This is a genomic window from Paenibacillus macerans (genome assembly GCF_050565405.1).
Classification (GTDB): domain Bacteria; phylum Bacillota; class Bacilli; order Paenibacillales; family Paenibacillaceae; genus Fontibacillus; species Fontibacillus macerans_B.
Genome location: NZ_JBNYYG010000001.1, coordinates 240471 through 267130 on the forward strand (window position 1 = coordinate 240471; position 26660 = coordinate 267130).

Genomic DNA, 26660 nt, shown 5'->3' on the forward strand with positions numbered 1-26660 from the left:
ATCGGTCCGCAAATTGCAGCAAAAGTGCTGCTATTTGCGTAGAAATCGTTATAAATCCGGATAAATACCTGCAATAGCGCAGATATTTATCCGGATTTTTCATGAACTTGACGATATCTCCGGGAAAGCTTCGATGGAAGCTTTTTTTCTTTGTTGCAATATACAGTTAAACTATATATAGTATAACTATACAGTCGTACGATATAAATCTAAAACCAGGCCCAAAGGAGCGACGCGATGAACAGGGACAAACATTTGCCGTTGACCGAAACGGTGTACTATATTTTGCTGGCTTTGGCGCAACCGGCCCACGGCTATCTGATCATGCAGAAAGTGGAGGGGCTCAGCCTCGGCCAGGTGCGCATGGCGGCCGGGACGCTGTATGGGGCGATCGACAATCTGGTGAAGCTGAAATGGATCGAGCCTGCCGCCAGCGCGGATAGCCGCCGCAAGGTGTACGCCATCACGAATAAGGGCAGGGACATGCTGGAGCTTGACTTCAAGCGGATGAACCACATGATCAACGTGACCAAGGAAATCATGCCATTGGATTAAGGAGGAGATCGGAATGCGTCAATTCAAATTTTTCATCGATTTTGAAAAAGAAGAGCAGTGGCTGTCCGATATGGCCAAAAAGGGATACGTCTTCGCGGGCAAGGCGTTCTCCTACGAATTTAAAGCATCCGAGCCGGAGGAGGCGGTGATCAAAATCGATTATCGCCAGTTCAAAAGCCAGGCCGATTTCGGAGATTACGTCGCTTTGTTTGAGGATAGCGGCTGGCTGCACGTCGCCGGCAGCAAGTACTCGGGCACGCAGTACTTCAAGAAGGCGGGAGATCAAAGCAGCAACGATATTTTTTCGGACGTCGATTCCAAAGCGGGGCGTTACCAAAGATGGTCCCAGATGTGGTTTACGCTGGCTTGCTGCTATATCCCGATTTTCGCGGCGATGGTCTCCACGGGTTTGGTGGATGCCACGGCGTTCATCGATCCGAAGGCCCTTTACTATACTCCGGGATTGTGGGAGAAAACGGGCGCCTCGTTTTGGCAGGCGTTCCTGTTCGAAACCCCGTTTGCGCTGGGGCGCGGGTTCTCCTGGCTCTTGTTCCCGCTGCTGATCGCGCTCTATCTGCTCTTCTCGGCCATGGCCAAAAGACGGTACCGTCGGATTCAGTCCTAGCTTGAATTCGTTGAAAATCAAAAATACCTGCAAAAATGCAGGTATTTCACATCCCGACCGGCCGCCCCCGTTCATGTACGCCGTAGCGCGATGCAGCCCCGGACGGGCTGTTTCTAAACGATGCTTCCGCCGGTTAAATGCTTCTCCGTCAGAATCGTCAGCATCTGGATGCCGACTTCGTTATGTCCCCCTTCGGGGATGATGAGGTCGGCGTATTTCTTGGACGGCTCGATGAAGGCTTCATGCATCGGCTTCACCGTTGCCAGGTACTGCTGATGGATGGAGTGGATCGAGCGGCCGCGTTCCTCCATGTCGCGCAGGACGCGCCGAAGGATGCGCACGTCGGAATCGGTGTCTACGAATACCTTGATATCCAGCAATTCCCGCAGCTTTTCGTCGTACAGGACGAACAGGCCTTCCACGATGACGATATTGTTCGGCAGCAGTTTGATCGTTCTGTCGGATCGGGTGTGGATCGTAAAATCATATACCGGCGCATAGGCGGCTTGGCCGTTTTTGAGTTGGGTGAGGTGCTCGACCATCAGCTCGTTATCGAAGGCGAAAGGGTGGTCGTAGTTCGTTTTTTCCCGTTCGCCCATACTGAGGTGCGCCTGATCTTTATAGTAATTATCCTGAGAGATGAACGTGACTTTATCTGTTGCAAGCTGGCCGATAACCGAACGGGCTACCGTCGTCTTCCCCGAGCCGGTTCCGCCAGCGATACCTATAATTAACATGCGATTCTAATACCCTCCTAAAAGTAAACAACCAATTAATTAAATGAAGGTTCAAAAAGTCAGGTTTGGAGCACCGAGAAGGTTGGATGAAGCTAGGGACTGAGTAGCGGAGCGTAGCTGGAAGCTACGAGAGCAACGGAAGGCCCGGCTGAATTCAAGATTCGACGTTGAGTAATCTTCATGATTCTTCTTCGTGATCAAAAGATGACTTTTTGAACTACCTTGAAACGTTAACATTCCGGTAACATTCCAGTATTGTAGCATAGCCCCCGCTTTTTTTCATCTTGTTCCCGCCTTTCCGGGACCCTTCATATTATGGCAAATTTGTGGCGGGATATCGATGTTTTTTAAAACGCCGAAGAAGGACGGTGCCGGCGCATCGTTTCCGCCGTGACCGTCCTTCTTCGACCCGAAGGTTCCTAAATTTTAAACTGAGACAATTTTTCCAGCAGCTCTTGTACCATGTTGCTTAGCGCTTCGCTGGAGGCGGAGATTTCCTCCATCGAGGCGAGCTGTTCTTCGGAGGCAGCGGCGACGCTTTGCGCCTCCGAGGACGATTCCGAAGCGATGTCGGCCAACTGGGCCACGCTCGCGGAAACCTGCTCCGTACTGGCGGTCATTTGCTCGGCGGTTGCGGATACCTCTTGCAGCTGGTCGTTTACGTTATTGATCTCCGTAAGCACGAGCGACAGTATCGCATTGCTGTCCGACACGCTTCTCACGCCCCGTTTGACCTGCTCGCTGCCTTTGGCCATGGAATCCGCGGCCTTGCCGGTATCGGTACGCACGTGTTCCACCAGCTCCGTAACCTGCTCGGCGGCCCGCCTCGTCTGGTCGGCCAGCTTGCGGATTTCTCCGGCGACGACGGCAAATCCCCGGCCATGCTCGCCGACCCTGGAAGCTTCGATCGCTGCATTGATCGCAAGCAGATTCGTTTGCGTACTAATATTCGTAATAAGTTCAATCATGCCGCCGATGGCAATGGACCGATCTTCTAACCGAATGATGGCCGATGCCGTTTCTTCGGTTGCGGCCTGAAGTTCTTTCATGTCGGATACGGCCCGCTCCAGTTGGATGCCGCTTTCCTTCGTCTTTACCGTCACCTCATTCGCGGAATCGGAAATCGCGGAGGAGGAATCGGCGATGCGCCGCACGCCCGAGGCCATTTCGGCCACGGCTTGCGACGATTCCGCGGCGTAATCGTTTTGGTTTTGGGCGCCTTGGGCAACCCGGTTGATCGATTCCGCAATCGTTTCGGCCGCTTTTTCGGTTTGTTCGGCGCTGGCGGACAACTGCTGGGACGTTGCGCCGACGGACATGGATAAATCGGCAACCAGTTGGAACATGCCGCGCAGCTTTTCGGTCATTTCATTGAAATGACCGGACATTTTTCCAAACTCGTCGCCGCTTCGAACCTGCAGCTTTTGCGTCAGGTCGCCCCCGGCCATCAACTGCAATTTCTCCGTCAACACGCGCAAAGGCGCGATGACCATTCGCCAAACCAACAACGCTAGGATCGCGGCCAACACGACCAGGGTGCCCGCCGACATCGCGATCGAAGTGAACCGGGCCTGCGTATATTCTTCCAAAATGACATCCTTGTCCACGGCTGTTTGCGTGAACCAAACCTGATCGCTGCCCGGCATGGTTACCGGCTCGAAAGCCCGCAGTACTTCGCGGCCGGCCGAGTTGAGCGTATAGCCTTTCAACGCCGCTCCGCTCTTCACCTGCTTCCACAGCGCCTCTTTTTCCGGATTATCCCCGTAAGGCTGCAATACCGAGTCGGGATCATGCGGATTAGCCGCATAAATCCCGCTTCCCGCCACCAAAGCCACGTATCCGCCAAGCGGGGTATACTTCTCCGCCGCCGTCTGCAAATAATCCATCAACACGTCCATTTTGATTACGCCGAGGAAGGCTCCCGACGTATCGAGAATGGGATAGGCCAACGTCATCATTTGCACGGGGTGTCCCTCGACCTCGACGAGATGGGGCTCGATGTAGGCCGCCTTTCTGGTTGATTTCGGCAACTGGTAATCATCGCCTTCGCCGGGCGTCCCGTAGTCCGCCAAGGAAGCAACCTTCGTTTGGTCTCCGACTTTATAGATATAGGGGAGGAAGCGTCCGGTCGCATCGTTGAACTCCATTTTGTTCACGTTCGCCGCGTCGGCATTGTCGAAGGCGTTCGGTTCCCATAACGCGCCGATTCCGTAGACTTCGGGATGGTTTAGCAGCTCCTTTCCCATCAAAGCGACGGCCTCTTCCCGGGATAGATCTCCCTGGTGGCCGGCTTCGGCCAACATCTTGGCTAAAATCTCCGAGGAAGCCTTGAGGACGATGAACTTTCTTTCGAAATCGGCTTTGTATTGTTTGCCGGCCAACTCGGCTTCCAGTTCGCCTTTCGCCATGCTCGTATCTCTTGATTGGTTAAGGTTGATCACCAACAGTAGGCTTAATGCGATGAAAACGACTAAACCGGCGGTCATCATGAATTTTGCAGCTAATGAGAGCTTGCGGAACAAGGTCAATTTTTTTCTCCCCTATCTAAGATGTTTCTACAATTATCGACAAAATCCAGCCGGGAGTTTATAGGCCGCATCGCCTTTTGCGACGTAAGTTTTTTCTCATAATTTACGGTGGATTAGGTTTACAATATTGGTAAGAGTTCGCCTTCCCATTACGAATGAAGAGGTGTTGCCGATGTGGCATACGAAATCGCAGGAGGCCGTCCTGCAGGAGTTGCAGGTTGATCCCACGGCCGGATTGTCTTCGGGCGAAGCCAAGGCGCGGTTGGAGAAATACGGGCCTAACCGGCTGAAAGGCAAGCCTAAGAAAAGCATGTTGTCTCTCTTTTTCGCTCAACTCAAGGATATGCTGATCTACGTGCTGCTGGGCGCGGCCGTGGTGACCCTGATCGTCGGAGAATTCATGGATGCCATCATCATTCTCGCGGTCGTGCTGCTGAATGCGGTGATCGGCGTGATTCAGGAGCAAAAAGCGGAGAAGGCGATCGAAGCGCTGCAGCAGATGACGACGCCCAAAACGCTCGTACGGCGCGACGGCGAAGTGAAAGAGATCGATTCCGGGGACATCGTGCCCGGGGATATCGTGATTCTGGACGCCGGACGCTACATTCCGGCCGACTTACGCCTGCTGGAGAGTGCCAACCTGCAGATCGAGGAATCCGCTTTGACCGGGGAGTCCGTGCCTTCGGACAAGAACGCCGACGACACGCACGACGATCCCAAGACGCCGGTCGGGGACCTGAGCAATATGGCGTTTATGTCGACGCTCGTAACCTATGGGCGCGGCGAAGGAATTGCGGTCGCAACGGCGATGGAAACGGAAATGGGCAAAATCGCCAAAATCCTCGATGAGGATACTGGAGAGTTGACCCCGCTGCAGAAAAAGCTGGAGGAGCTCGGCAAAATGCTCGGGTACATCGCCATCGGCATCTGCGTCGTCATCTTCGTGATCGGCCTGATCCAGGGGCGCGACTTGTTCGAGCTGTTCCTGACCGCGATCAGCCTTGCCGTGGCGGCCATCCCGGAAGGGCTGCCGGCGATCGTGGCGATCGTGCTGGCGCTGGGCGTCACCCGCATGTCGCGTATCAACGCAATCGTGAAGAAGCTGCCGGCCGTCGAAACGTTAGGCTCGGTCAACATTATTTGCTCCGACAAAACCGGAACGCTGACGCAAAACAAAATGACGGTCGTAAAGCATTTTACCGCAACGCCGCTCGGCGACGAAGCGCCCGTCGAAATGATCAAGACGTTCGTGCTTTGCTCGGATGCCACCTACGAGAACGGCCAGGGCACCGGCGATCCGACGGAAATCGCTTTGGTGGTGTACGGCGAGCAGAACGATATATTGAAGAGATCGTTGGAAGCCGAATATAAGCGGGTCTCCGAAAAGCCGTTCGATTCCGACCGCAAGCTGATGTCCACGTTTAACCAAACCCGGGAAGGCTACCGCGTACATACGAAGGGAGCGATCGACCAACTGCTGCGGATTTCGAGCTCCGCGGTAGTGAACGGAGAGGTCGTGCCTTTAACCGAGGAGCTGAAGCAGCGCTATTTGCAGGCGGCCGAAGCGATGTCGGACGATGCGCTGCGCGTGCTTGGCGCGGCTTACAAGGACACGGATCGCATCCTGCCGCCGGAGGAGATGGAGCAGGACTTGACGGTCCTGGGCTTCGTGGGGATGATCGACCCTCCTCGTACCGAGGTGAAGGATTCGATCCGCGAGGCGAAGCGGGCCGGCATCACGCCGGTGATGATCACGGGCGACCACCGGAACACCGCCGTCGCCATCGCCAAAGAGCTGGAGATCGCCGCCTCGCTGGAACAGAGCATGACCGGCGCGGAGATCGACGAACTGTCGGATGAGGCCTTCGCCGCGAAGATCCACAATATCCGCGTATTTGCCCGCGTCTCGCCCGAGCATAAGGTGAAGATCGTCAAAGCCTACAAGGCCCAGGGCAATATCGTGTCGATGACGGGGGACGGGGTGAACGACGCGCCTTCCCTGAAAACTGCCGATATCGGGGTGGCGATGGGCATTACCGGGACGGACGTATCCAAGGGCGCCAGCGACATGATTCTGACCGACGACAATTTTACGACGATCGTGCAGGCGATCCGGGAGGGGCGGAACATTTACGCCAACATTCGCAAGACGGTCACCTTTCTGCTGGCATGCAATTTCGGGGAAATCGTTGCGATCCTGGCTTCGATTCTGTTCTTCTGGCCCCTGCCGCTGCTGGCGACCCAGATTCTCTGGATCAACCTGGTGACGGATACGCTGCCGGCGATCGCGCTGGGGGTCGATCCGGGCGAAAAGGACGTGATGAAACGGAAGCCGCGCGATCCGAAGGAGAGCTTCTTCGCCGGGGGCGCGGCCTTGCAGGCGGTGCTGGGCGGCCTTCTCATCGGAGCGCTGACGCTGGTCGCTTTCTACGTGGGGCTTCGGGAACACGGGTATGGCTTGCGCGCGGAGGATATTCCCGAGGACGTGATGACCTATGCGCGGACGATGGCCTTTGTGGTGCTGGCGGCGTCGCAGCTGTTTTATTCGTTTTCGAAGCGGAGCGCGACGAAGTCGATTTTTTCGGTGGGCCTGTTCTCCAACATGCTGCTCGTCGGCGCGGTGGTCGCCGGCCTGGTGCTGCAGTTCATTTCGATTTCGGTACCGTTCCTGGCGGCCGCGTTTAAGGTGCAGAATCTCAGCTTGGCCGATTGGGGGCTTGTGATTGTACTGGCCCTGATTCCGCTGATTTTAAACGAGATCATCAAGGTGTTTGCGCGGATGGGGAAGGCGAAGGAAGCCTAAGGGCGAGATGTGAGGATTTTCATATAATACAGGAGAATTTTGAATTCCCTTTCCTCCCCGATATGTAAGATGATAGAAGAAGAGAGACAACACAAACCATGGCCGCGGATGACAAGTCTGGCGGCCCTTGTTCGTTGAGTATACCAAAGGGGGACGGCAGATGAAGCAGGTTGGGAAAATGAAGCAGACCGGCAGCTCTCGCGTACGGATGAACGGGCGCGGGTTTTCGCTGGGCCGGAAGCTGACCGCAGCCTTTACTACGGTTTCGTTGCTGGTAGGGGTCATCGCGGGGGTGGCTTACGTGTTTTTGGACAGGCTGGATCGCAGCTATTCGCTGCTGCTTGCCCAAAACACGGCAGCGCTCGATCAGGTGTCCGGATTAGAGGTCGACACGCAGCGGCAGAACAGCCTGCTGTTCGGATACATCGTCGAACCGACGCCGGACAAAGAGAAGCAGCTTACGGCGGCGAACGAACAGCTGGGTGCTTGGATCGGCGAAATGGAAAGCGCTTCCCTGAGCGAAGAGAAAACGTCGGTCATCACCTCGTTGTCGGAGTCGAACGCCACGTTTGCCCGGCTGCTGGCCAAGGTCCGGGATTACGTGAATCAAGGCAAGCCGGATTTGGCGAAAGCGGAGGCGCTCATGTGGGCAATCCCGACGTCGGACGAGATGATCGAAGGCGCGGGAGAGCTGCGCACGCTGCAAGCGAACGAGCTGCAGGACAAGCTGGACCGCTACCAGCGGGAAGCGTCTTTGACCGTGTGGCTGTTGGTGCTGTGCGGCGCGGTGGCGATCCTGTTTGCCGTTTTGACCGGCGTGGCGTTGTCCCGGCAGATCGTCAAGCCGATGCAGGTCATGGTCAAAGGCGCGCGCGAGCTGGCGGACGGCGATCTGGCAACGGCGGAGACGGTCGTGAACAACCGTGACGAGATCGGCGAACTGGCGGCGGCCTTCAACCACATGAGGCGCAGCTGGCATGGCATGATCGGCGACTTGGGGCATCATGCCGGCCGGGTGGCGGAATCCGCCGAGCAGCTGCGCTTGCAATCGGAGCAGTTCCGCGCCTCTTCCGGCGAGATCTCCAGTATCATGGGCCGAATCTCGGCCGGGAGCGAAGAGCAGGTGCAAAGCGTGGAGCTGGGCGTAGCCGAGGTTACGGACATGGCAAACGGCGCTCGCGATATGGCGGCCTTGGCGGAGGAGGCCGAGCGGCAATCGTCTTTGGCGATGCAAGAAACGTTGGCCGGCGAAGAGATCGTGACCTCCGCAGCTGCGCAAATGGGCACGATTCGGCACAATATGACCGAGTTGAGCTCGTTCATCGAACGGCTGGGCGAACGTACCGGCCAAATCGTAGAGGCGGCCGGGCTGATCGGCGGCATCGCCAAGCAGACGCAAATGCTGGCGTTGAACGCCTCGATCGAAGCGGCCCGGGCCGGGGAAGCCGGCAAGGGTTTCGCGGTGGTCGCCGGCGAGGTGCGGAAGCTGTCGGCGGAGACGGGGTCGGCGGCCGCGGGCGTGGCCGAGCTGATGGAAGGCGTCCGCAGCGAGATGGAGCTGGTGATCGAGGCGGCGGACGTCGGGACGCGGGAGGTGGCGGCCGGCCTCGCGACGGTGAACCGGGCCGGGGAGACGTTCTCCAGCATCCGCCGGGCGGTGGAGCAGGCGGCCGGGCAAATCGGGCGCGTGGCCGGGCGGGTCGAGCGGCTGTCGGCGCAGTCCGATGCCGCCGTTCAGGCGATCGCTTCGATCGACCGGGTGGCGCAGCAGACGGCGGACGGCTCCCGCGAGGTCTATGCGCACACCGAGGAGCAGTATGCCGGGGTGCAGGAAATGATGGCCTCGATGGACGGGCTCAGCCGACTGTCCGAGGAGTTGAAGGCGATGATCGGGAAGTTCAGGCTGTAAGCGAGAGCCAAGTCAGGCCGGATAGCAGCACCGACGTGATCAGCATCGCCAGGAACGGCCGAAGCGCTTTGGAACGGAGATCCCGGAAGCTCACATTTAATCCTAGGCCCACCATCGCCATCGTCAGCAGGAAGGCGGTCAGGGAGGAAAGACCGTTCAGGGCAGCGGCCGGCACGGTGATCAGGCTGCCCAAGACATAGCTGCCGAGGACGCTCGTCGCGATAAAGCCGAGCAAAAACCAGGGGAACGGGACTTTGATGTGCGAACCGGGCGCGCTTTCCGCTGCGTGATCGCGATCGGCTCCAGCGCGGGCTACTGCTTGGCGGGCCCGTTTCATTGCAATCATCAACGCAAAGCTGAGCGGGACCAGCAGGAAAACGCGGCCCAATTTGGCCAGCAAAGCGACGGCCAGCGCATCTGGCCCGGCCGGCTCGGCAGCCAGCGCCACATGGGCGATTTCGTGCAGGCTGACGCCGCTCCATATGCCGTATTGAAGATCGGTCAGGGGGAGCAGCGGCCGAAGAACCGTATATGAAACGGCAAACAGCGTGCCGACCAAAGCGACGATCCCCGCCCCGATGGCGGTATCGTCTTCTTTGGCTTTCAGGATCGGCGAGACGGCCGCGATCGCCGCTGCGCCGCAAACCCCGGTGCCGATGCCGAGCAGCAAGGAAAGGGAGAAGTCCGCCTTCAGCCACTTGCCGATCAGCAACGTCGCCAGTATGGCGAAGACGACCGTCGCGGCATCCCGGACGAGCAGCGGCAGCCCTTCTTGGAGCACGACGCCGATGTTCAGCTTCAAACCGAACAGGATGATGGCAAACCGCAGCAGCTTTTGCGCCGAGAACTGGATGCCCCGGCGGATCGATTCGGGGTATCCCCATAGCTGCCGATACGCAATAGCCAAAAGGATCGAACAGGCGAGCTGTCCCGCCCGGTTGAAAATCGGCAAATGGGCTAGCCCTAAACCAAGCGCGGCGAGAATCATCGTAAAGCCGATGCCTGCAGCCAGGGCTCCAGGTTTTCCGGCCTTTCTCTTTCCTGTGCTTGTTACGGAATGGCTGATTTTGCTGCTATCGGGAGTTGCCATAGTCAGTACACCTCCAACTGGTTTGCTTTTTCAGCTTAAGCCGCTTTTAATAATAAGTAAAATAATTGATTAATATAGTTATGATAAGTTATGAGTTATGAATTAGGAGACATAGGCTTTTGGAAGGAGATGCTGCTTATGGATATAACGTTGGAGGTATTTGTAACGGTGGCCGAAAAGCAAAGCTTCACGAGAGCGGCCGAAACGCTTCATATGACGCAGCCGGCGGTCAGCCAATACATTCGGTCGCTGGAGCGGTCCCTGGGGACGAAGCTGTTGGATCGCAGCAATAAATACGTACGCCTGAATCCGGCGGGGGAGATCGTATACCATCATGCGCGGGAAATTTCCGGGCTGTACCGCCGCATGCAATACCTGATCGATGAATTGAAGCATTCGGCAAGCGGGATTCTAACGATTGGCGCCAGCTATACGTACGGGGAATATGTGCTGCCACACCTCCTGGCCGCGATGGTGAAGTCGTACCCCGGTATTACTCCGGCGATAACGATTGGGAACTCCAAGGAAATCGAGGAACTGGTCGGGAGCCGAAGTCTCGATCTCGGCATCATTGAAGGCGAGTTCCGGGACGAGCGCTTCCGCATCGAGCCGATTGCCGATGATGCGATGTACGTCGTGGTGCCGGCGGGGCACCGGTATGGGGAATGCAAGGATTTGCGCGCCGCCGACTTGCGGGAGGAAACCTGGATCGTCCGGGAAGCAGGCTCGGGTACGCGCGAAGCGGCGGAGCATATGTTTGCCGCGAATGGTTTCCAACCGGCACGGTTGATGGAATTTGGCAGTACGCAAATCATTAAAGAGTCGGTCGAGGCGGGCCTGGGGATCAGCTTCTTGTCCCAAGCGGCGGTGCGGAAGGAAATCACGCTGGGGACGCTGCGTATTTTGGGGTTGGAGGGCTTCCCGTTTATCCGCAAATTCTCGCTCATTACGCAAGCGACGCCCTTTTACACCAAGGCGATGGAGGTCTTTATGGATATGCTGCGGCAGAAGCCGGCCTTTTAGACAGGATCGGGTATGCAATGTTATAATGGCACTTTATTTTAAGGAGGTGTCCCTGTCGGATGAATCTGAAGGAAGGGTTGGAGGCATTATTCGTGAAGGTCGATTGGGCTGACGCGGGGATTGCCGTCGGCATCATGGTGATGTTCGCATTATTTAACAAGGTTTTCGTGAAACTCGTGTTCGTTCTTCTGAACCGCAAATGGGTAACATCCGCAAAAGGAGAACTGTGGAAGCAGGTGATCGAACGTCCTTTCCGGTGGTTTTTCGTTCTGCTGGGCGTATATTTGGGGGCGAAGTACCTCCTGCCGCGAAGTTGGGAAGTCGCCGCCGGGCTGGATCCGCTGTTCCGCAGCTGCGTGATTACTCTGATTGGCTGGGGCATGTATATATTATCCGCCCAATCCTCGGTGTTCCTGGAGGGGCTTAGCCGGAGAATCCGGTTGGACGATTCGAGCATGCTGATCCCGTTTCTGTCCAAGCTGCTGCGCGTTGTCGTCGTCATTGTGACGATCGCGTTGGTCGGGTCGGAGTGGGGCTTCAGCGTTAACGGCCTCGTGGCCGGCATGGGTTTGGGAAGCCTGGCCGTCGCCTTGGCGGCCAAGGATACGCTGGGGAATATCATCGGAGGCATCGTCATCATCATGGAGAAGCCCTTTGCCAAGGGGGATTGGATCCTGACGCCGACCGCCGAAGGGGTGGTGGAGGATATCACCTTCCGCAGCACAAAAATCCGCACGTTCGCCGACGCGGTCATCACGCTGCCCAACGCCGCATTGGCGGACCAACCGATCACCAACTGGAGCAAGATGGGCAAACGCCGGGTAAGCTTTACTCTTGGCGTGGCGCTCGACTCCGACCGGGAGCGGTTGACTGCCGCCATCATCCGGATCGAGCAGATGCTCCGGCAGAACGAGCAGGTTGATCCGGAGACGATTTTGGTCAAATTTACCGATTTCAACGAGAGCAGTTTGGGCATTTTCGTGTATTATTTCACCCGCTCTACCGTTTGGGCGGAGTATTTGACGGCCCGCCAGGAAATGAATCTGGCGATGATGCAGGTACTCGAGGAGGAAGGCGTACGCTTGGCTTATCCGGCGCAGCGGGTATTCGTGGAGCATGACGACGAGACGGGCGAGGCGAGAGGCGTTCGTTTATCCAGTCCGTATGAGCCATGATTTTACCATGCGCAGCAAAATTTGACTTGGGGGAATATCGAACTATATAATCTATCAATACATGAGAGATATAGGTCTTATAGCTCATTCCAATTCTAGGGGGCGATACCCAGGAACGGTGAAATGGTTTCAAATATATCCCATCATATACTACAGAAGATAGGTGATTCTACGATGAACCGCGTTCGAAATGTATCGATCCGCACCCGAATCATGTTGCTTGTGTTTTTAGCTATGTTCGTCTCGAATACCACGTTAATCGTTACGTTATCGTACAGTCAACATAATGATTTTTTTAAGCTGATCACCCCGTCCCTAGTGATGAAGGCGTTCATCATTTTTATCATATTCGAAGTGTTCGCGGCGCTCATTTCCGAAGGTCTTCTGGTCCGGCCGCTGAAAAAAGGCGTGAAGCTGGCTAACTCGATGGCGGATAACGATCTGTCGGTCGAGATCCAGGCCACGCTGCAGGGAGAAGCGGGCCAGATGATCCACTCGCTCCTGGTAGCCAGAGATAACCTGAAGAACCTGATTTCCACGATCCAGTCGTCTTCCGAAAAGGTAACGTTATCCACGGAGGATTTGAACCAAATTATCGAGCAGGCCAACGGGCAGGTTCATGACATTAACGACGGCGTCAAAAGACTGCTGGGCGTCTTCACCCAAAATGCGGAAAGCATGCAGCAAACGGCCGTAGCCATTTCGGAAATTACGAACCATTCGCAAAATACGGCCGAACTGGCCGCGCAAATCGCGGAACGTTCCCAATCCGTCATGGAGTCCGCGGAAGGCGGGAAAAATTCGGTTGATTCCATCGTGGAGGCCATTAATGATTTGGCAGTGGATACGAAGCACGTCAGCAGCGAAGTGCTTGGCCTGGAGGAACAGAGTCAGAAAATTACCGAGATCGTAGATATCATTAAGCAAATTTCCGAACAAACCCACTTACTTGCTTTAAACGCGGCGATCGAGGCAGCCCGGGCCGGGGATGAAGGAAGGGGATTTGCCGTGGTCGCGGGCCAGATCCGGAAACTGGCGGACGATACAAACCTATCCCTGCAGGAAATCGGCCATTTGGTCCAGGATATGACCGTCCGAACCGGGAGTGTCGTGGCTGCGGTGGCCCGGACCGAGGAGAAGGTTCAACAAGGCGTGACACAATCGGGTAACGTAAAGACCAATATCGAGCATATCATGGACAACATGGAGAACACGTTTAACATGCTGACCGAGATTTCCGACGGCGTCACGACCCAAGCGGCTTCGCTGGAAGAAATGACCGCGACGCTGGAGGACGTCAACGGCACGATCGAATCGGGGCTTATGGTTTCCGGCGAAATCCAGGGACAGTTAAGCACCCAGGAGAAGATTTTTGCCAAGATCGAAAAAACGTCCGGCGAGCTGGTGGAGCTGTCCGAAAATATGAACGGGCTCGCGAACGTGTTTAAGCTGTAACAATACTTCAAAATAGAGCAAGAGCGCTTGCTGATCGCGGGCGTTCTTTTTTTTGCCTTTTGCCGGAGGCACCTGTTTCAAATGTTTGTCGATAATAAGAGATTTTTGTCGAATAAAGTCTATTTATGTCTGCATTAACCCGGCAATCCAGCTTGCGACGACGGCCATTGGGGTGGTTGGAATCACCACGATCTTTAAGCTGAACAACACGACGGAGGAAATCACTTCCGAAATCATCCCCAAGCTGAAGGATTGGGAAGATGTGAACGGCCATATGGGGAACCTGCGGAATACGGTGACGAAAATCATCGACCGCGACTACGACGAAGCCATGATCAAAACGTTGAATGAGCTGGACGGTCAAATCGCCGCCATCCTGAAGCGCAATGTGGCTGCATCGGAGGGTATCCCGGAAGAAGCGGATTTGGCGCAGAAAACCGCTCAAAGCTATGAAAAGTACGTATCCTACCTACCTTCCTTGATCGAGCAGCGGAAGAAAGGACTTGTCGTTGATCCGCAACTGACGAACGTGGAAATGGCCGCGGCCGGGAATCAATTGACGCAGGATATTCTGAATATCGTCGATTATCAAAAACGCATGGCCGATGAGAAAAGCGAGGCATCGAGACAACTCTACGAAAGCAGCTTGAAGGTCTTCATTTATATCTTTATTGCGGCACTCATTCTGGTTAGCGCGATTTCCGTGCTTGTCGTCTTGATGATCCGCGCTTCCATGAAAGATTTTATCGCCAAGGTCGAGCTTGTTGCGGAGGGCGACGTGACGGTCGAATTCGACGGAAAGCTCGGCAACGAATTCGGCACGATGAACCGGGCTTTGAACAAAACGATCGGCTCGATCAAAACGATCCTTCAGACCATCGGAAGGGATTCGCAGAAATTGACGAACCAAACGGTTGCGCTGACGACTTCTTCCGAGGTCATGAATACGAGCGTCGGCGAGGTATCCACCGCCATCCAGGAAGTTTCTCTGGGTTCGGTCAATCAGGCGGAAGAGTTGGCCACGATGACCGAGTCTTTTCAGGCGTTGGGCGATCGGTTGGACGAAATTACCCGCTCGCTGGAGACGGTGGACGAGGCGGCGAAGCAAGCGGACGACAAGGCGCAAAGCAGCAGCGGAAAACTCGCCGAGCTGGTGGAGTCCGTGCAAGGGATCGCTGATTCGTTCGGGGAGACGCAAAGCAAAGTCGGCAATCTGACGGGAAGCATTACCCGTATCACGGAGATTACCCGTTTGATCGGCGACATTTCCACGCAAACCAACCTGTTGTCGCTGAATGCTTCCATTGAAGCCGCACGCGCCGGCGATGCGGGCCGGGGATTCGCCGTCGTCGCCGGAGAAATCCGCAAACTGGCGGAACAGACGCAAACCTCCTCCCAGGGCATTGATGAGCTGCTGCAGGAAATCGGCCGGGAGATGGATGGGGTAGCGGCAACGTCGGCCAGAACGGGCGAAGTGCTGGCCCAGCAGTCGGAGGTCGTCATTTAACACGATGGAGGCGATCCAGGATATCATTCGGTCCATCCGGGATATGATGCCGCAAATCGAAGAGATTACGACATCCATCATCGCCGTCAATGAAGATAAGAACCGCGTCCTGCTGACGGTGAGCTCCGCTTCCGCCGTAGCTGAACAAAACTCGGCTTCCGCCCAGGAGATCTCTGCATCGGCCATCGAACTGGCTGGCTCTACCCGGGACATTGCCAATGCGATAAAGGAGCTCGAATCGCTGTCCCGGGAAATGATACAGGAAGTCGAGAGATTCAAACTGGCGTAATTTTTTGAACAAATGGGTAGTAACTCACATCGATTCCTTCTCCGAATGGAGCTATAATAGGCTTAATTCACAGTTGAGGCACCGCGGAGAGGAGCGTGAGTTTACATGTACGGAAATCAAGGAACGTCGGACAAGAAGACATTGCAGGAGGCGTTCAACCGGACGGTTTATCAGGTGGGAGGCCACGGCAAACGAAACGCGGAAGTATTGAAGAAGGCCTTTGCCGGCGTGGAAGACGGTCTGGATAGCGATATGTACGGCACGGGAGCGGCGATCGAGGGCTTTGAGGCAAAGATGGCCGGGGTGCTGGGCAAGGAAACGGCGGTGTTTTTTCCCAGCGGAACGATGGCGCAGCAAATCGCCTTGAGAATCTGGTGCGACCGTAAAGCAGTGAACCGCGTCGCCTACCACCCGTTATGCCATCTTGAGATTCACGAGGAGGACGGCTTAAAGGAGCTGCACGGGATCGAGCCCGTCCTGCTGGCGGACAAGGATCGGTTGATCCGTTTGGAGGATGTCCGGAATTTGCGGGAGGATATCGCCTGTTTGCTGCTGGAGCTGCCGCAGCGCGAAATCGGCGGCCAACTGCCGGAATTCGCGGAGCTGGAAGCCATTTCCGCTTATTGCCGGAGCAACGGGATCAAGCTCCATCTCGATGGGGCGCGTTTGTTCGAAATCCTGCCTTATTATCAGAAAACGGCTGCCGAAGTGTGCGCATTGTTCGATAGCGTGTACATTTCGTTCTACAAAGGCATCGGCGGCATCGCCGGGGCGATTCTGGCCGGCGAGCCGGAATTCGCGAAGTCGTCGAAGATTTGGAAAAGACGTCATGGCGGCGACCTGATCAGCTTGTACCCCTATTTTCTCAGCGCGGATTATTACTACGAGATGCGAGCGGGGAAGATGCCGAAATATTATCAGCAAGCCAAAGAGCTGGCCGCGTTGTATAACCGCTGCCATCGCTTGAAGACGCTCCCGGAAATCCCGGTGTCGAACATGTTTCACGTCCATGCCGACGTGCCGAAAGATCGGTTCGAACAGGTGCTGGTCGAAGTCTGCAGGGAGACGGGCGTCGGCCTGACCCATGCGGTGAGGGAACGGGGCGAGGCGGGCAGCGCCTTTGAAGTCAGCATCGGAGACCGGTACGGCGAGGTACCGACGGACAAGCTGCATCTGGCATTTCATCTGCTGGATCAGAAATTGAAGGGGGATGGCTATGAACAATAAAGTCATTTTTCTAACCACCGACAGTATGGGCGGCGGGGAGCGCGAGCTTGGCACGCAACTGTTGGAAACCTTCCTGACGCTATTGAAGCAGCGGGATCGGGAACAGCTGCCTGCGGCGATTTTTTGCGTCAACCGCGGGGTCCTCGCCTTAACGGAGCAGTCGTTTGCCTCGCTGCACCTGAAGGAGCTGGCGGATCTTGGCATCCCGGTCCTGGCCTGCGGGACCTGCGTGAACTATTATGGCATTCAGGAGCAGCTCGTGGCCGGCGAGGTGTCCAGCATGGGACATTTTATCGAATTGGCGGCGCGTTACGAGGTCATGACATTGGCTTGACCGCAACAGGCCCTCAGGAAGCCAGGTAAAGTACGCAAAAAAACGCAAGGACGTTGTCCGCTCCTTGCGTTTTTTCCTCTCGTTGCCCGGCGTTTATTGCTGAGCGGCCAGGTAATCGGCGAGTTGATCGATAGTTCCTTTGTAGCCTTCCTGCATGCTGGGATGCATTCCCTCGAACACGGCCAGTTCCTCATCCGTGGCGTCGATCGGCGCAACTTCCAGCTTGAGCAGCGTTTGGTCGCCCTCCTCCTGAGTGAGCGTCAGGATGTTCATGATTTCCAGCGGCCAACGGGAGTCGAACGGCGCGCGGATAGTGTTGCCGTCTTCATCCGAAAACGACTGGATGAACGCGAGTTTCTCCGGCGGCGCGATTTCCCGATATACGAATTTGCTCCACATGACGCCGCCGTCCGGATCGGTAAATTTGCCCAGGAACGTTCCTCCGGGATTGGCCTCCATCCGGGCCACCTCTAACTTAGACTCTTTCGGTCCCCACCATTTACCGAAATGGGCCGGGTCGGTCCAAACCCGGAATACCAGCTCCCGCGGGGCGTTCAGGATGCGGGTGATGACCAGCTTGCTGCGTTCAACCTGATTTAGATCCATACCAAGTCCTCCTAGTGCTTGCCTTTATTTTGAATTTCCTGCAAATATTCGTCCAGCCGGTCAAATCGGTCTTCCCACATTTCGCGAAACGACTCGAGCCAAACGTCCAATTCCCGCAGCGGCTCCGGCCGCAGCACGTAAATCCGGCGGTTGGCGGCGGGGTGAACCTCGACGATCCGGGCTTCGTTCAACACCTTTAAATGCTTCGACACCTGCGGTTGCCTAACCTGGAGTCGGTCGGCGATTTCCCCTACGGTTAGCGGGCCTTCACGCAGCAACTCGACCATATGCAGCCGGTTGGGTTCGGCCAATGCGCTTAAGGTAGCTACATTCATGTCTCTCACTTCCTTAAATCAAGTTTATCTCATTCGGAATATTCCTGTAAAGGAATATTTGAATTTTCATCGACTCTTTTGAAACATCATTTGGTTTATTATTGTCTCACAGCATATTGTCATCGCCACCTATCCTTGCCGTCTGGTAAAATAAATTCGTTCTGTAACATGCATACTACATAGGAATGTTAAATGAGGAGGTACCTGATGCTGCGGACAAAAATCATTTGTACGTTAGGCCCGGCCTGCGATTCGGTTTCCGTGATCAAGGAGATGATCCAGTCCGGAATGACGGTGGGCCGGTTGAATATGGCGCACGGGGAACTGGAGGAGCATGTCGCCCGGATTCAAAGGGTGCGACAGGCCGCGCAGGAATTGAATACGTTCGTTCCGCTCATGATGGACATTAAAGGCCCGGAGGTCCGAATCGGCAAATTGCGCGATCCGTTCTGCGAGCTGGTGCCCGGAGAGGAGCTCGTGTTGACCGCCGAGCAGCTCGCCGGCGATGCGGCGAAGATTTCGGTCAATTATCCCGAGCTGCCCCAAGTGGTGCAGGCGGGCGACCGGATCCTGATCGATGACGGGCTGATCGAACTGCGCGTGATGTCGTCCGAGGGCGCGGAGGTCCGCTGCCGGATCGTCAGCGGCGGGAAGCTGAAGCCGAACAAGGGCGTGAACCTGCCCGGCATCAAAACGACGCTGCCCGGCGTAACCGAACGCGATATCCGGCATATCCGTTTCGGCCTCGAAAACGGGGTGGAGATGATCGCCGTCTCGTTCGTGCGCAAAGGGGACGACATCCGCGAGGTACGGCGGATCTTGCAGGAGCAAGACGCCGGCCACGTGCAGATTATCTCCAAGATCGAAAACGAGGAGGGCGTCACCGACCTCGATGACATCATCGAGGCATCGGACGGAATCATGGTAGCGCGCGGCGACCTGGGAGTCGAGATTCCGGTCGAGGAAGTTCCGATGATGCAGAAAGTCATGATCGACAAGTGCAACCTCGCCGGCAAACCGGTGATCGTCGCGACCCATATGCTGGAGTCGATGCAGGTCAATCCGCGGCCGACGCGGGCGGAAGTGAGCGACGTGTACAACGCCGTCATGCAGGGGGCGGACGTGGTGATGCTGTCGGGCGAATCGGCCGCAGGGAAATATCCGGTGCAGGCCGTGCGGACGATGGCGTCGGTGGCGCGCAAGGCGGAGTCGGCGATCGACTACGAGGAGCAATTTAACCGGAAAAGAAAGCTGCACGTCACCAATATCACCGAGGTGATCAGCCAAGGCGCGGTCAGCGCTTCCCTGGAGCTGGACGCCAAGGTGATCATTACCTCGACCGAAAGCGGCTTTACGGCCAGAATGGTGTCCAAATACCGGCCGAAAGCGCCGATTCTGGCGATCGCCCACCATCCGCACGTTCTAGTGAAGCTGTGCCTGTTGTCCGGGGTTTTCCCTTACCTGGGCGGCCCGGTTACGACGACGGACGAGATGTTCGCTTCGGCGGTTCAAAGCGCCTTGAAGTCGGGGTATGTACAGGACGGCGACACCGTCGTCTTCTCGGCTGGACTGCCGCTCGGCCAGGCGGGCACGACGAATTTGATCCAGATTCAGCAAGTTTAAAGAGCAAAGAGGTTATCCCCGCCGCGCATGGCTTCGGGATAACCTCTTTTTTGGATGAAGCTAGGGACGCCCGATAACACGGTTGCGTAACGGACCGTAATGACCTTACTTGTCCATTTCCCGGCTATTTCCTGCTGTAACGGACTAGAGAGACCTTATTGGGCTATCATGGCGGCCGTTTCGCCGCTTTTGACCGAAATAAGGTCTCCTCGGTCCGTTAGAATCGGAAACTGCCTTAAAGCGGGCCAATAGCGTTTCTGGTGTCCGTTAGACTTAAGATTCCTCTTTAGTGAATTTGATCCAACAGCTCGAACGCCTGCTGTTTGGTCGTTACCTTGAGCAACTGTTCCCGGAAGTCGTCGTCCATCAGTTTGCGGGACAACATCTGCAGGATCTTCAGGTGCTCGTTGCCTTTGTTTTCGGCGGGAACGGCGATCATGAAGATCAGCTTGGCTGGCGTTCCGTCCGCGCTGCTCCAATCGACGCCTTCCGGCTTAAGGCCGAATACGACCCGCGGCTTGAGGACGGCGGCCGATTTCCCGTGGGGAACGGCGACGTTCATGCCGATACCGGTGGAGCTCTCTTGCTCGCGTTTCAGAATAGCTTCCTTGAAATCGGCCGGCGAAGTCAATACGCCTTGAGCGTCCAGCTTTCCGATCATTTCATCGATCACATCGTCGCGCGTCGAGGCGGACAAGGAAATTTCGATCAAATCCAGATTAACGATATCGGTTAATTTGCTGACGTGCCGATGCTCGTCGTCCAACACGTGCGGAGCTCTCTCCGCCTTCGCGGCCTGGCTGCTTGCGGACCCGGAGAAGCTGGAACGCGGCGCTTCGACCGCCGGAGCGGCTTCCGCATAGGCACCCCCGGCGCCGGCCAGCTGCGGTAGAGCCTGATCCTTCTTCAGCAACTTGATCATCAAGGCGGTAACGATCGAACCGATGATCACGGCTACGAAGAACATGAAGATATGATCGACGGCGCCGAGGACGGCGACGATCGGTCCGCCGTGCGCTACCCGGTCGCCGACGTTACCGAACATGGCGATGACGGAACCGGTCATCGAGCCGATCATGATGCTCGGAATTACGCGCAGCGGGTCTTGCGAAGCGAAGGGAATCGCGCCTTCGGTGATCCCGAACAGGCCCATCGTAAAGGCGGCTTTGCCGGATTCTCTTTCCGCATCATGGAACTTGCGTTTGAACAGGAACGTAGCCAGGCCCAAGCCGATCGGCGGAATGCAGATCGCGACGGCGATCGGACCCATGATTTCGTAGTTGCCCTCCGCGATCATCGCGGAGCCGAACATGAACGCGACCTTGTTGACCGGACCGCCCATATCGAAGGAAATCATGGCGCCGAGAATCAGGGCGAGCAGGATCGAGCTGGCTCCTTGCATGCTGGCAAGCCAACCGGTCAGAGATTCGAACACCTGCGCAATCGGGCCGCCCAGCAGATAAATAAAGACTAATCCGACGATCAGCGATGACAGTACCGGAATAATGATAATCGGCATGATCGGATTGATCGCTTTAGGAACCTTCCATTTTTTGATCCACAGCGCGACGTAACCTGCCAGGAAACCGGCGATGATTCCGCCGATAAATCCGGCTCCGGCTTCACTGCCGTAGAAGCTGCCGTTGGCGGCGATGTAACCGCCGATAATCCCCGGGGCCAAGCCCGGCCGGTCGGCGATGCTGAAGGCGATAAATCCGGCAAGAATCGGAACCATAAACGTAAAGGAGGCCGCGCCGAGCTTTTCGATCGTTTTCCAGAACGAATCCTCGGGAATTTGCAAGCCGCCAGGCGTCGGTTCGCCGCCGATCGATAAGGCAATGGCGATCAGCAAACCGCCGACGACGATAAACGGGATCATGTAGGAGACGCCGCTCATCAAATGGCGATAGAAGGCATTTTGCGGTTTGCCGGTCGGTTGCTTTGCCGAACCGTTATCCGTATCTCCTTGTCCGCGATATACGGGCGCTTCGCCGCGTACCATTTGCTGAATCAGCGACTCCGGATTGCGAATCCCTTCCTGAACGCCGACCACAAGCAGTCTTTTTCCGAAGAACCGGCTTTTGTCCACCGATTTGTCGGCCGCGATGATAATGCCGTCCGCTTCGCGGATTTCCGCTTCCGTGAACTGATTCTCCACGCCGATCGAGCCTTGCGTTTCCACCTTCATGGCGATGCCGAGCTTGTCGGCGGCTTTTTGCAGGTTCTCCGCCGCCATATACGTATGGGCAATCCCGTTGGGACATGAGGTAATGGCCAATAATTTCATGTTGCTATCCCCCTGTTTTTATAATGCAAATCGTAATCGTTTACATGTTTAATCTTATCGTAAAAAAACAGCGGAAAAGTTTTTATTATTACCGCAGGTTCCGGAAAAACGGATTTATTGCAGGAGGCCGAGCAACTCCTCCGGGGTGCCCGCCCGGATCAATCGGTCGATGGTGGACGGCTGCTCGCTGAGCAGGGATAACCTCTGAAACAGCTTTTTCATGTTTTCCTGCTCCTGTGGGGCGAGCGCCAGCATAAACACGACGGACACCTTCTCCTCCTGCCAGTCGAGCGGCTCCTTCAACGTAGCGATGGCGATCTGAGACGTAAGGATCAGCTTCGGATCCCCGTGCGGAATCGCGATGCCGCCGCCGATGGTCGTGGAGGATATCCGTTCCCGGAGCAGCGCCTGATGCGCGTAATCCGGATCAACGCAACCCTGCTCGCATAGGCGGTCGGCCAGCAGCTCGATCAACTCGTAGCGGTGGCTTGTCTGGATATGCGGGAATACGAGCGAAGGACGGGTGTACCTCAGCAGGATCGAGCCGGACCGCTCCGAATGGCCGGATTCCTGCTCAAGCTTGCCGATAAAGTCGGCGATTTTCTTGACTTCGCCGGCTTCCAGCAGCGGGGATACCCGAATATAGGGAACGTCTACCTGCTCCAAGGGAATCGTGGATACGATAAAATCGACCGGATGCTGCGACAAATACCCCGGCAAATCCGCTTTGCGCACCGAATCCGCCACATGCAGCCCCGGGAATTTCCGCTCCAGCTTCGTCCGCAAAATCTGCGACATCCCGACGCCCATATGGCAGACCGTGATGATCTGTTTCCGCTCGTCCGCCGGCATGCTCAACCGTTCCACGGCCGCTTGAAAGTGCAGCGTCAAATAAGCGGCTTCCTCCTGGGGAATCGTAAACGGGTACCCCGAACTGAGTTCTCGGGTCGCATAGATCACCATATCGAACATGTAAGGGTACATCTTTTTAATATCCTGCAGCATGGGATTGGACACGGTGAGTCCATAGCTTAACCGATTCAGCGTTGAATATAGGTGAATGCGCAGGCCTTCCATCAAAACCTCATCCTTAGCAAAATCCACCCAGGTCAATGCCGACATTTTCTGCGCCAGCGTCTCTACCAGCCCGTTCACCTTATCCGTTTCCCTGGCCGTGTGCTCTTCCGGGCCGGCCGATTCGATGCGAGCCTGGGAGCGGATTTTTCCGCCGAGAATATGCGCGGTCAAATAAGCCGACTCATCCTCCGGAAACCGCACGGCGAATAGGCGTTCCAGCTTTTGGATAAAAGCGCCGGTCCAATGGAATTCCTTCTTCTCCCGAACAAATATTTTCTCCTGCTCGGAGAAGGAGATCGGCTGCTTCAGCTTCGTCCGGCGAACCATCAGCAGCGTATGGATCAGTAAATTGTCGAACGCCTCGTCGGTAAACGACAGCTGGGCATCGTTCTCGAGCTGCTTCAGCTCGCGCGTCACGATCTCGACCTCATGGGGCGCGAACTGCTCCTTGAGGAACGAATGGCCCGTCTCGCCGGCCAATTGGGACAGTTTGGACAGCGCGGCCCGTTTATCCCGCTCTTTTCCTTCGATCACGACCCCCACTTTCTGTTTGGAGACCACGGACAGACCTCGTTTTTCCAACCATTCATGCAGGTTGTCCAAATCTTTTTTGATTACGGCCTTGCCCACGTAATGTTTGTCGGCCAACTCCTGGATCGTCACCGGCCCCGTTTCCATCAGCAACTCGTAAGCGATGGCCGCGACCCGCTCCTCGTCGTCTTCGGTCTCCGTATCGTGACTCGACCAAACCACCAGATCGGCGATTTTGGCCTTCTCATGCTCCGCGATCTCCAGCGCGACCCCGATGCCGGGTCTCCGCACCAGCTTGGCCTGCGAGACCTCCGCCAGGAAACGGTCGATTTCGTCGAAGTCGTTGCGGATCGTCTTCTCGGAGCAATTCAATTTCATGGCGATATCCCGTACCACAAAATGGGGTCGGGTCTCGGTGAGCAGCATATGTAAAATGTCCTTTTGGCGGGTATTCATCGCTTTTGCATCAGCACCTTAGTTCTTTATTTGACCCTCCTGAAAACAGGCAAATCGCTCTTATTATAGCATTGCTGGCTGGGGAAGGTTCAAGACGAATGATCACCAAACCGGGCGATCGCACGTACAATAACCTAAACTGATCCGAAATATGACAAGGAGGGGAACGGTTTGATCCTTTTACCGCCCAATGACAAAAGGCAGCTTTCGCAGATGCCGCTGCCGGCATTCCAACGGGAGATCGTGGATGCCAAGGAGAGCAGCCCGGTGCCCTACAGATACGGTTCTCTGGCTGAATTATTGTTTGAACTGAACCTGCGTGGGTCTATCGTCCAAGCGGCCGAAGCGCTGAATGCCAGCGGGGCGAAATTCGCCACGTACCGAACTTCCCGCTGCAACGAAATGTATTGGTTTCGCACCGAGGAGGGGGGCTTCCGCCTAAGAAACGGAGTGCCGCCGGCCGATGCCGTTCAGGATATTTACCGGAACGGGCCGATGTACGGGTTCGAATGCTCGATGGCGATGATGATCGTCATGTATAAGGCGGTGTTGGACCAAATCGGCAGTCAGGCGTTTAATACGTATTTTACCAGTCTGCTCTTATATGACTGGCAATATGACAGCGACCTTGGTTTCAGCCAAGGCCGTGTACGGTTAGGCGCCTATCCGGGCGACATCCTCTATTTCAAGAATCCGGACCACAATCCCGAGACCCCGGAATGGCAGGGGGAGAACGTCATCATGTTGGGAGAGGACCGTTTCTATGGCCACGGAATCGGCATTCGCTCGTCTTCCGGCATTATTGAGGCGCTTAACCTGCGAAGAAGACCGGGCAGCCGGAAATCGGCTTATTTGCTCGACACCCTGATCTACCCGAACTATGACCATATCCGCAGCTTGAGTAGCGTGTATGCGCGGATCGGCGGCACGGTGTACCGTTATGGCAAAGCGTCGGAAAGGGCATAACCTCCCCCATTTTGTGGCAGTCTAAACCTTACTGTTACTGCGGAATTCAAGCTTTAGAATGGTATAGGTCTTAAGCGCACATAAAGGGGGAGAAACGAACAATGTCGGAAGCTTCAAAGACAACGGATGAAGCACTGAGCGGAATTCTGCAAGATGATCTAAAGAAGTTGAAGAAGATCTTCGACCGGTCCTTCGACATCGTCTTTCGCTATCTTCAGATCGGAAATGATTTGCAGGGGCTACTTGTTTTTGTGGATGGATTCACTAATCAGGACTTGATGACGCCCATGTCGTAAAGCCTCTGATCGAATTTTCTTCCGGGTGGCCCGACGGCAACCCGGAAGAGCTTGCGGCATTTCTTAAAAACCGGGTCATCACCGCAGTGCAAGTCAAAACAACGCAGATGATGTCCGAGATTGTTGACGACATTTTATCGGGAAGCACCGTGCTCTTGATAAATGGGATTACTCAGGCGATCTCTGTCAGTGCGGTGCAGTGGGATAAACGTTCGGTGGAGGAACCCGCGACGGAGCCGGTCATTCGCGGATCGCGGGACGGATTTACCGAAACGCTCACCACAAATACGGTGATGATTCGCAAAAGGCTGCAAACGCCGCAGTTAAAGATGGAGTCCATGGAGATAGGGCGGCTGTCGAAAACCCGGGTGATCATCGCCTATTTAGAGGAAATTGCCGAGTCTCCACTATTGACGAAGTCCGCAACCGATTGAAGCGCATTGATATCGATGCGGTTCTGGAAAGCGGATATATTGAAGAACTGATCGAGGACCACCATCTTTCGGTGTTTCCGCAAATGCTGAATACGGAGCGGCCGGATCGGGTAGTCGCCTGCCTGCTGGAAGGAAAAGTGGCCATTCTGATCGACAATACGCCGTTCGCCCTTGTGGTGCCGATGACCTTTTTTGGCTTTATGCAGTCCAGCGAGGATTATTACCAGCGGTATATTTTCTCGACGTGCATCCGTTGGCTGCGATATTTTTTGGCATTTTGTGCCCTGATCCTACCTTCTTTATACATAGCGTTAACGACCTACCATCAAGAGATGATCCCGTTAAGCCTGCTGCTCAGCATGGCGTCCGCCCGGGGGACCGTTCCTTTTCCCGCCGTGATCGAAGCGCTGTTGATGGAGGTTACGTTTGAAGGCTTGAGGGAAGCCGGCGTTCGGTTGCCGCGGACCGTTGGACAGGCGGTTAGCATCGTTGGTGCCTTGGTTATCGGACAAGCAGCGGTTCAGGCGGGAATCGTCAGCGCACCGTTGGTCATAATCGTTTCTTTTACCGGGATATCGTCGTTTGTCATGCCTTCCTATAACCAGGCGATCTCGATTCGGCTGCTTCGGTTTCCGTTGATGTTCCTGGCTTCCACGTTTGGCTTGTATGGCCTTTTGCTCGGAGTGCTTGCGGTCCTAATTCATTTGACCCGGCTTCGTTCCTTTTTTGGCCCCGGTAGGCCCGGTTCATACCAGTGCGTTTAAGGATACCTTGCTGCGTGTTTCATGGACG

At 55.7% G+C, this 26660-nt stretch carries 21 protein-coding genes and 1 pseudogene; 15 read left to right on the forward strand and 7 right to left on the reverse strand.

The features are described 5' to 3' along the window. Positions 1–237 precede the first annotated feature (237 nt). The gene (locus tag ACQ4N8_RS01025) at positions 238–555 is read left to right on the forward strand and encodes a PadR family transcriptional regulator (protein WP_430702450.1); all 318 of its coding nucleotides are present in this window, start codon (positions 238–240) and stop codon (positions 553–555) included. 13 nt (positions 556–568) lie between these two features. Further along, positions 569–1180, forward strand: coding sequence for a DUF2812 domain-containing protein (locus tag ACQ4N8_RS01030; RefSeq protein ID WP_430702451.1), 612 nt, complete (start codon positions 569–571; stop codon positions 1178–1180). A 113-nt stretch (positions 1181–1293) separates the two neighbouring features. Here the strand turns inward: ACQ4N8_RS01030 and udk are convergent, their stop codons facing one another. Both udk and ACQ4N8_RS01040 read right to left on the reverse strand, forming a co-directional pair. Next, on the reverse strand, positions 1294–1917 hold the full coding sequence (gene udk / locus ACQ4N8_RS01035) for a uridine kinase (protein ID WP_430702452.1): 624 nt from the start codon (positions 1915–1917) through the stop codon (positions 1294–1296). A gap of 419 nt (positions 1918–2336) precedes the next feature. Beyond that, positions 2337–4325, reverse strand: a complete 1989-nt coding sequence (locus ACQ4N8_RS01040; RefSeq protein ID WP_430702453.1) for a methyl-accepting chemotaxis protein — start codon at positions 4323–4325, stop codon at positions 2337–2339. Between the two features lie 292 nt (positions 4326–4617). Here ACQ4N8_RS01040 and ACQ4N8_RS01045 point away from each other — a divergent pair, with 292 nt between their 5' ends. Both ACQ4N8_RS01045 and ACQ4N8_RS01050 read left to right on the forward strand, forming a co-directional pair. After that, complete coding sequence (locus tag ACQ4N8_RS01045) at positions 4618–7248, forward strand: cation-translocating P-type ATPase (RefSeq protein ID WP_430702454.1); 2631 nt, start codon at positions 4618–4620, stop codon at positions 7246–7248. A 160-nt stretch (positions 7249–7408) separates the two neighbouring features. Then, complete coding sequence (locus tag ACQ4N8_RS01050; protein WP_430702455.1) at positions 7409–9157, forward strand: methyl-accepting chemotaxis protein; 1749 nt, start codon at positions 7409–7411, stop codon at positions 9155–9157. On the opposite strand, the gene ACQ4N8_RS01055 is transcribed toward ACQ4N8_RS01050, so the two are convergent. After that, positions 9147–10247, reverse strand: a complete 1101-nt coding sequence (locus ACQ4N8_RS01055; RefSeq protein ID WP_430702456.1) for a YeiH family protein — start codon at positions 10245–10247, stop codon at positions 9147–9149. The genes ACQ4N8_RS01050 and ACQ4N8_RS01055 overlap by 11 nt on opposite strands. A gap of 138 nt (positions 10248–10385) precedes the next feature. Here ACQ4N8_RS01055 and ACQ4N8_RS01060 point away from each other — a divergent pair, with 138 nt between their 5' ends. The 7 genes from ACQ4N8_RS01060 to ACQ4N8_RS01090 all read left to right on the forward strand — a co-directional run bounded on the left by ACQ4N8_RS01060 (position 10386) and on the right by ACQ4N8_RS01090 (position 17257). Continuing rightward, a complete protein-coding gene (locus ACQ4N8_RS01060) occupies positions 10386–11270 on the forward strand; it encodes a LysR family transcriptional regulator (protein WP_430702457.1) in 885 nt (294 codons plus the stop codon). Between the two features lie 59 nt (positions 11271–11329). Then, entirely contained in the window at positions 11330–12445 is a 1116-nt protein-coding gene (locus ACQ4N8_RS01065) for a mechanosensitive ion channel family protein (protein ID WP_430702458.1), read from the forward strand. Between the two features lie 174 nt (positions 12446–12619). Next, on the forward strand, positions 12620–13900 hold the full coding sequence (locus ACQ4N8_RS01070; protein ID WP_430702459.1) for a methyl-accepting chemotaxis protein: 1281 nt from the start codon (positions 12620–12622) through the stop codon (positions 13898–13900). Positions 13901–14072: 172 nt separating this feature from the next. Further along, positions 14073–15407 (forward strand): methyl-accepting chemotaxis protein, encoded by a 1335-nt coding sequence (locus tag ACQ4N8_RS01075; RefSeq protein WP_430702460.1) that lies wholly within the window; start codon positions 14073–14075, stop codon positions 15405–15407. Between the two features lie 4 nt (positions 15408–15411). Next, positions 15412–15696, forward strand: coding sequence for a hypothetical protein (locus ACQ4N8_RS01080; protein ID WP_430702461.1), 285 nt, complete (start codon positions 15412–15414; stop codon positions 15694–15696). A 105-nt stretch (positions 15697–15801) separates the two neighbouring features. Continuing rightward, positions 15802–16923, forward strand: a complete 1122-nt coding sequence (locus tag ACQ4N8_RS01085; RefSeq protein ID WP_430702462.1) for a threonine aldolase family protein — start codon at positions 15802–15804, stop codon at positions 16921–16923. Further along, on the forward strand, positions 16913–17257 hold the full coding sequence (locus ACQ4N8_RS01090) for a DsrE family protein (RefSeq protein WP_430702463.1): 345 nt from the start codon (positions 16913–16915) through the stop codon (positions 17255–17257). Before ACQ4N8_RS01085 ends, ACQ4N8_RS01090 begins: the two co-directional genes overlap by 11 nt. 93 nt (positions 17258–17350) lie before the next feature. On the opposite strand, the gene ACQ4N8_RS01095 is transcribed toward ACQ4N8_RS01090, so the two are convergent. Together ACQ4N8_RS01095 and ACQ4N8_RS01100 are read right to left on the reverse strand one after the other, a co-directional pair. Then, on the reverse strand, positions 17351–17863 hold the full coding sequence (locus ACQ4N8_RS01095) for an SRPBCC family protein (protein ID WP_430702464.1): 513 nt from the start codon (positions 17861–17863) through the stop codon (positions 17351–17353). 11 nt (positions 17864–17874) lie between these two features. After that, positions 17875–18198, reverse strand: coding sequence for an ArsR/SmtB family transcription factor (locus tag ACQ4N8_RS01100; protein WP_430702465.1), 324 nt, complete (start codon positions 18196–18198; stop codon positions 17875–17877). A gap of 207 nt (positions 18199–18405) precedes the next feature. Between ACQ4N8_RS01100 and pyk the strand changes: the two genes are divergently transcribed. Further along, positions 18406–19821 carry a pyruvate kinase gene (pyk, locus tag ACQ4N8_RS01105; RefSeq protein ID WP_430702466.1) on the forward strand — a complete coding sequence of 472 codons (1416 nt, stop codon included), beginning with the start codon at positions 18406–18408 and terminating at the stop codon, positions 19819–19821. A 286-nt stretch (positions 19822–20107) separates the two neighbouring features. Here the strand turns inward: pyk and ACQ4N8_RS01110 are convergent, their stop codons facing one another. Both ACQ4N8_RS01110 and ACQ4N8_RS01115 read right to left on the reverse strand, forming a co-directional pair. After that, positions 20108–22108: a fructose-specific PTS transporter subunit EIIC gene (locus ACQ4N8_RS01110; protein ID WP_430702467.1), complete on the reverse strand. Its 2001-nt coding sequence runs from the start codon at positions 22106–22108 to the stop codon at positions 20108–20110. 114 nt (positions 22109–22222) lie between these two features. Next, the gene (locus ACQ4N8_RS01115; RefSeq protein ID WP_430702468.1) at positions 22223–24172 is read right to left on the reverse strand and encodes a BglG family transcription antiterminator; all 1950 of its coding nucleotides are present in this window, start codon (positions 24170–24172) and stop codon (positions 22223–22225) included. 171 nt (positions 24173–24343) lie between these two features. On the opposite strand from ACQ4N8_RS01115, the gene ACQ4N8_RS01120 reads away from it, so the two are divergent. The 3 genes and pseudogenes from ACQ4N8_RS01120 (at position 24344) to ACQ4N8_RS01130 (ending at position 26632) form a co-directional block, all read left to right on the forward strand. After that, positions 24344–25138, forward strand: coding sequence for a protein-glutamine gamma-glutamyltransferase (locus ACQ4N8_RS01120; RefSeq protein ID WP_430702469.1), 795 nt, complete (start codon positions 24344–24346; stop codon positions 25136–25138). A gap of 101 nt (positions 25139–25239) precedes the next feature. Continuing rightward, a complete protein-coding gene (locus tag ACQ4N8_RS01125; protein ID WP_430702470.1) occupies positions 25240–25434 on the forward strand; it encodes a hypothetical protein in 195 nt (64 codons plus the stop codon). 8 nt (positions 25435–25442) lie between these two features. Continuing rightward, positions 25443–26632: pseudogene (locus ACQ4N8_RS01130) on the forward strand (spore germination protein). The last annotated feature ends 28 nt before the right edge of the window (positions 26633–26660 follow it).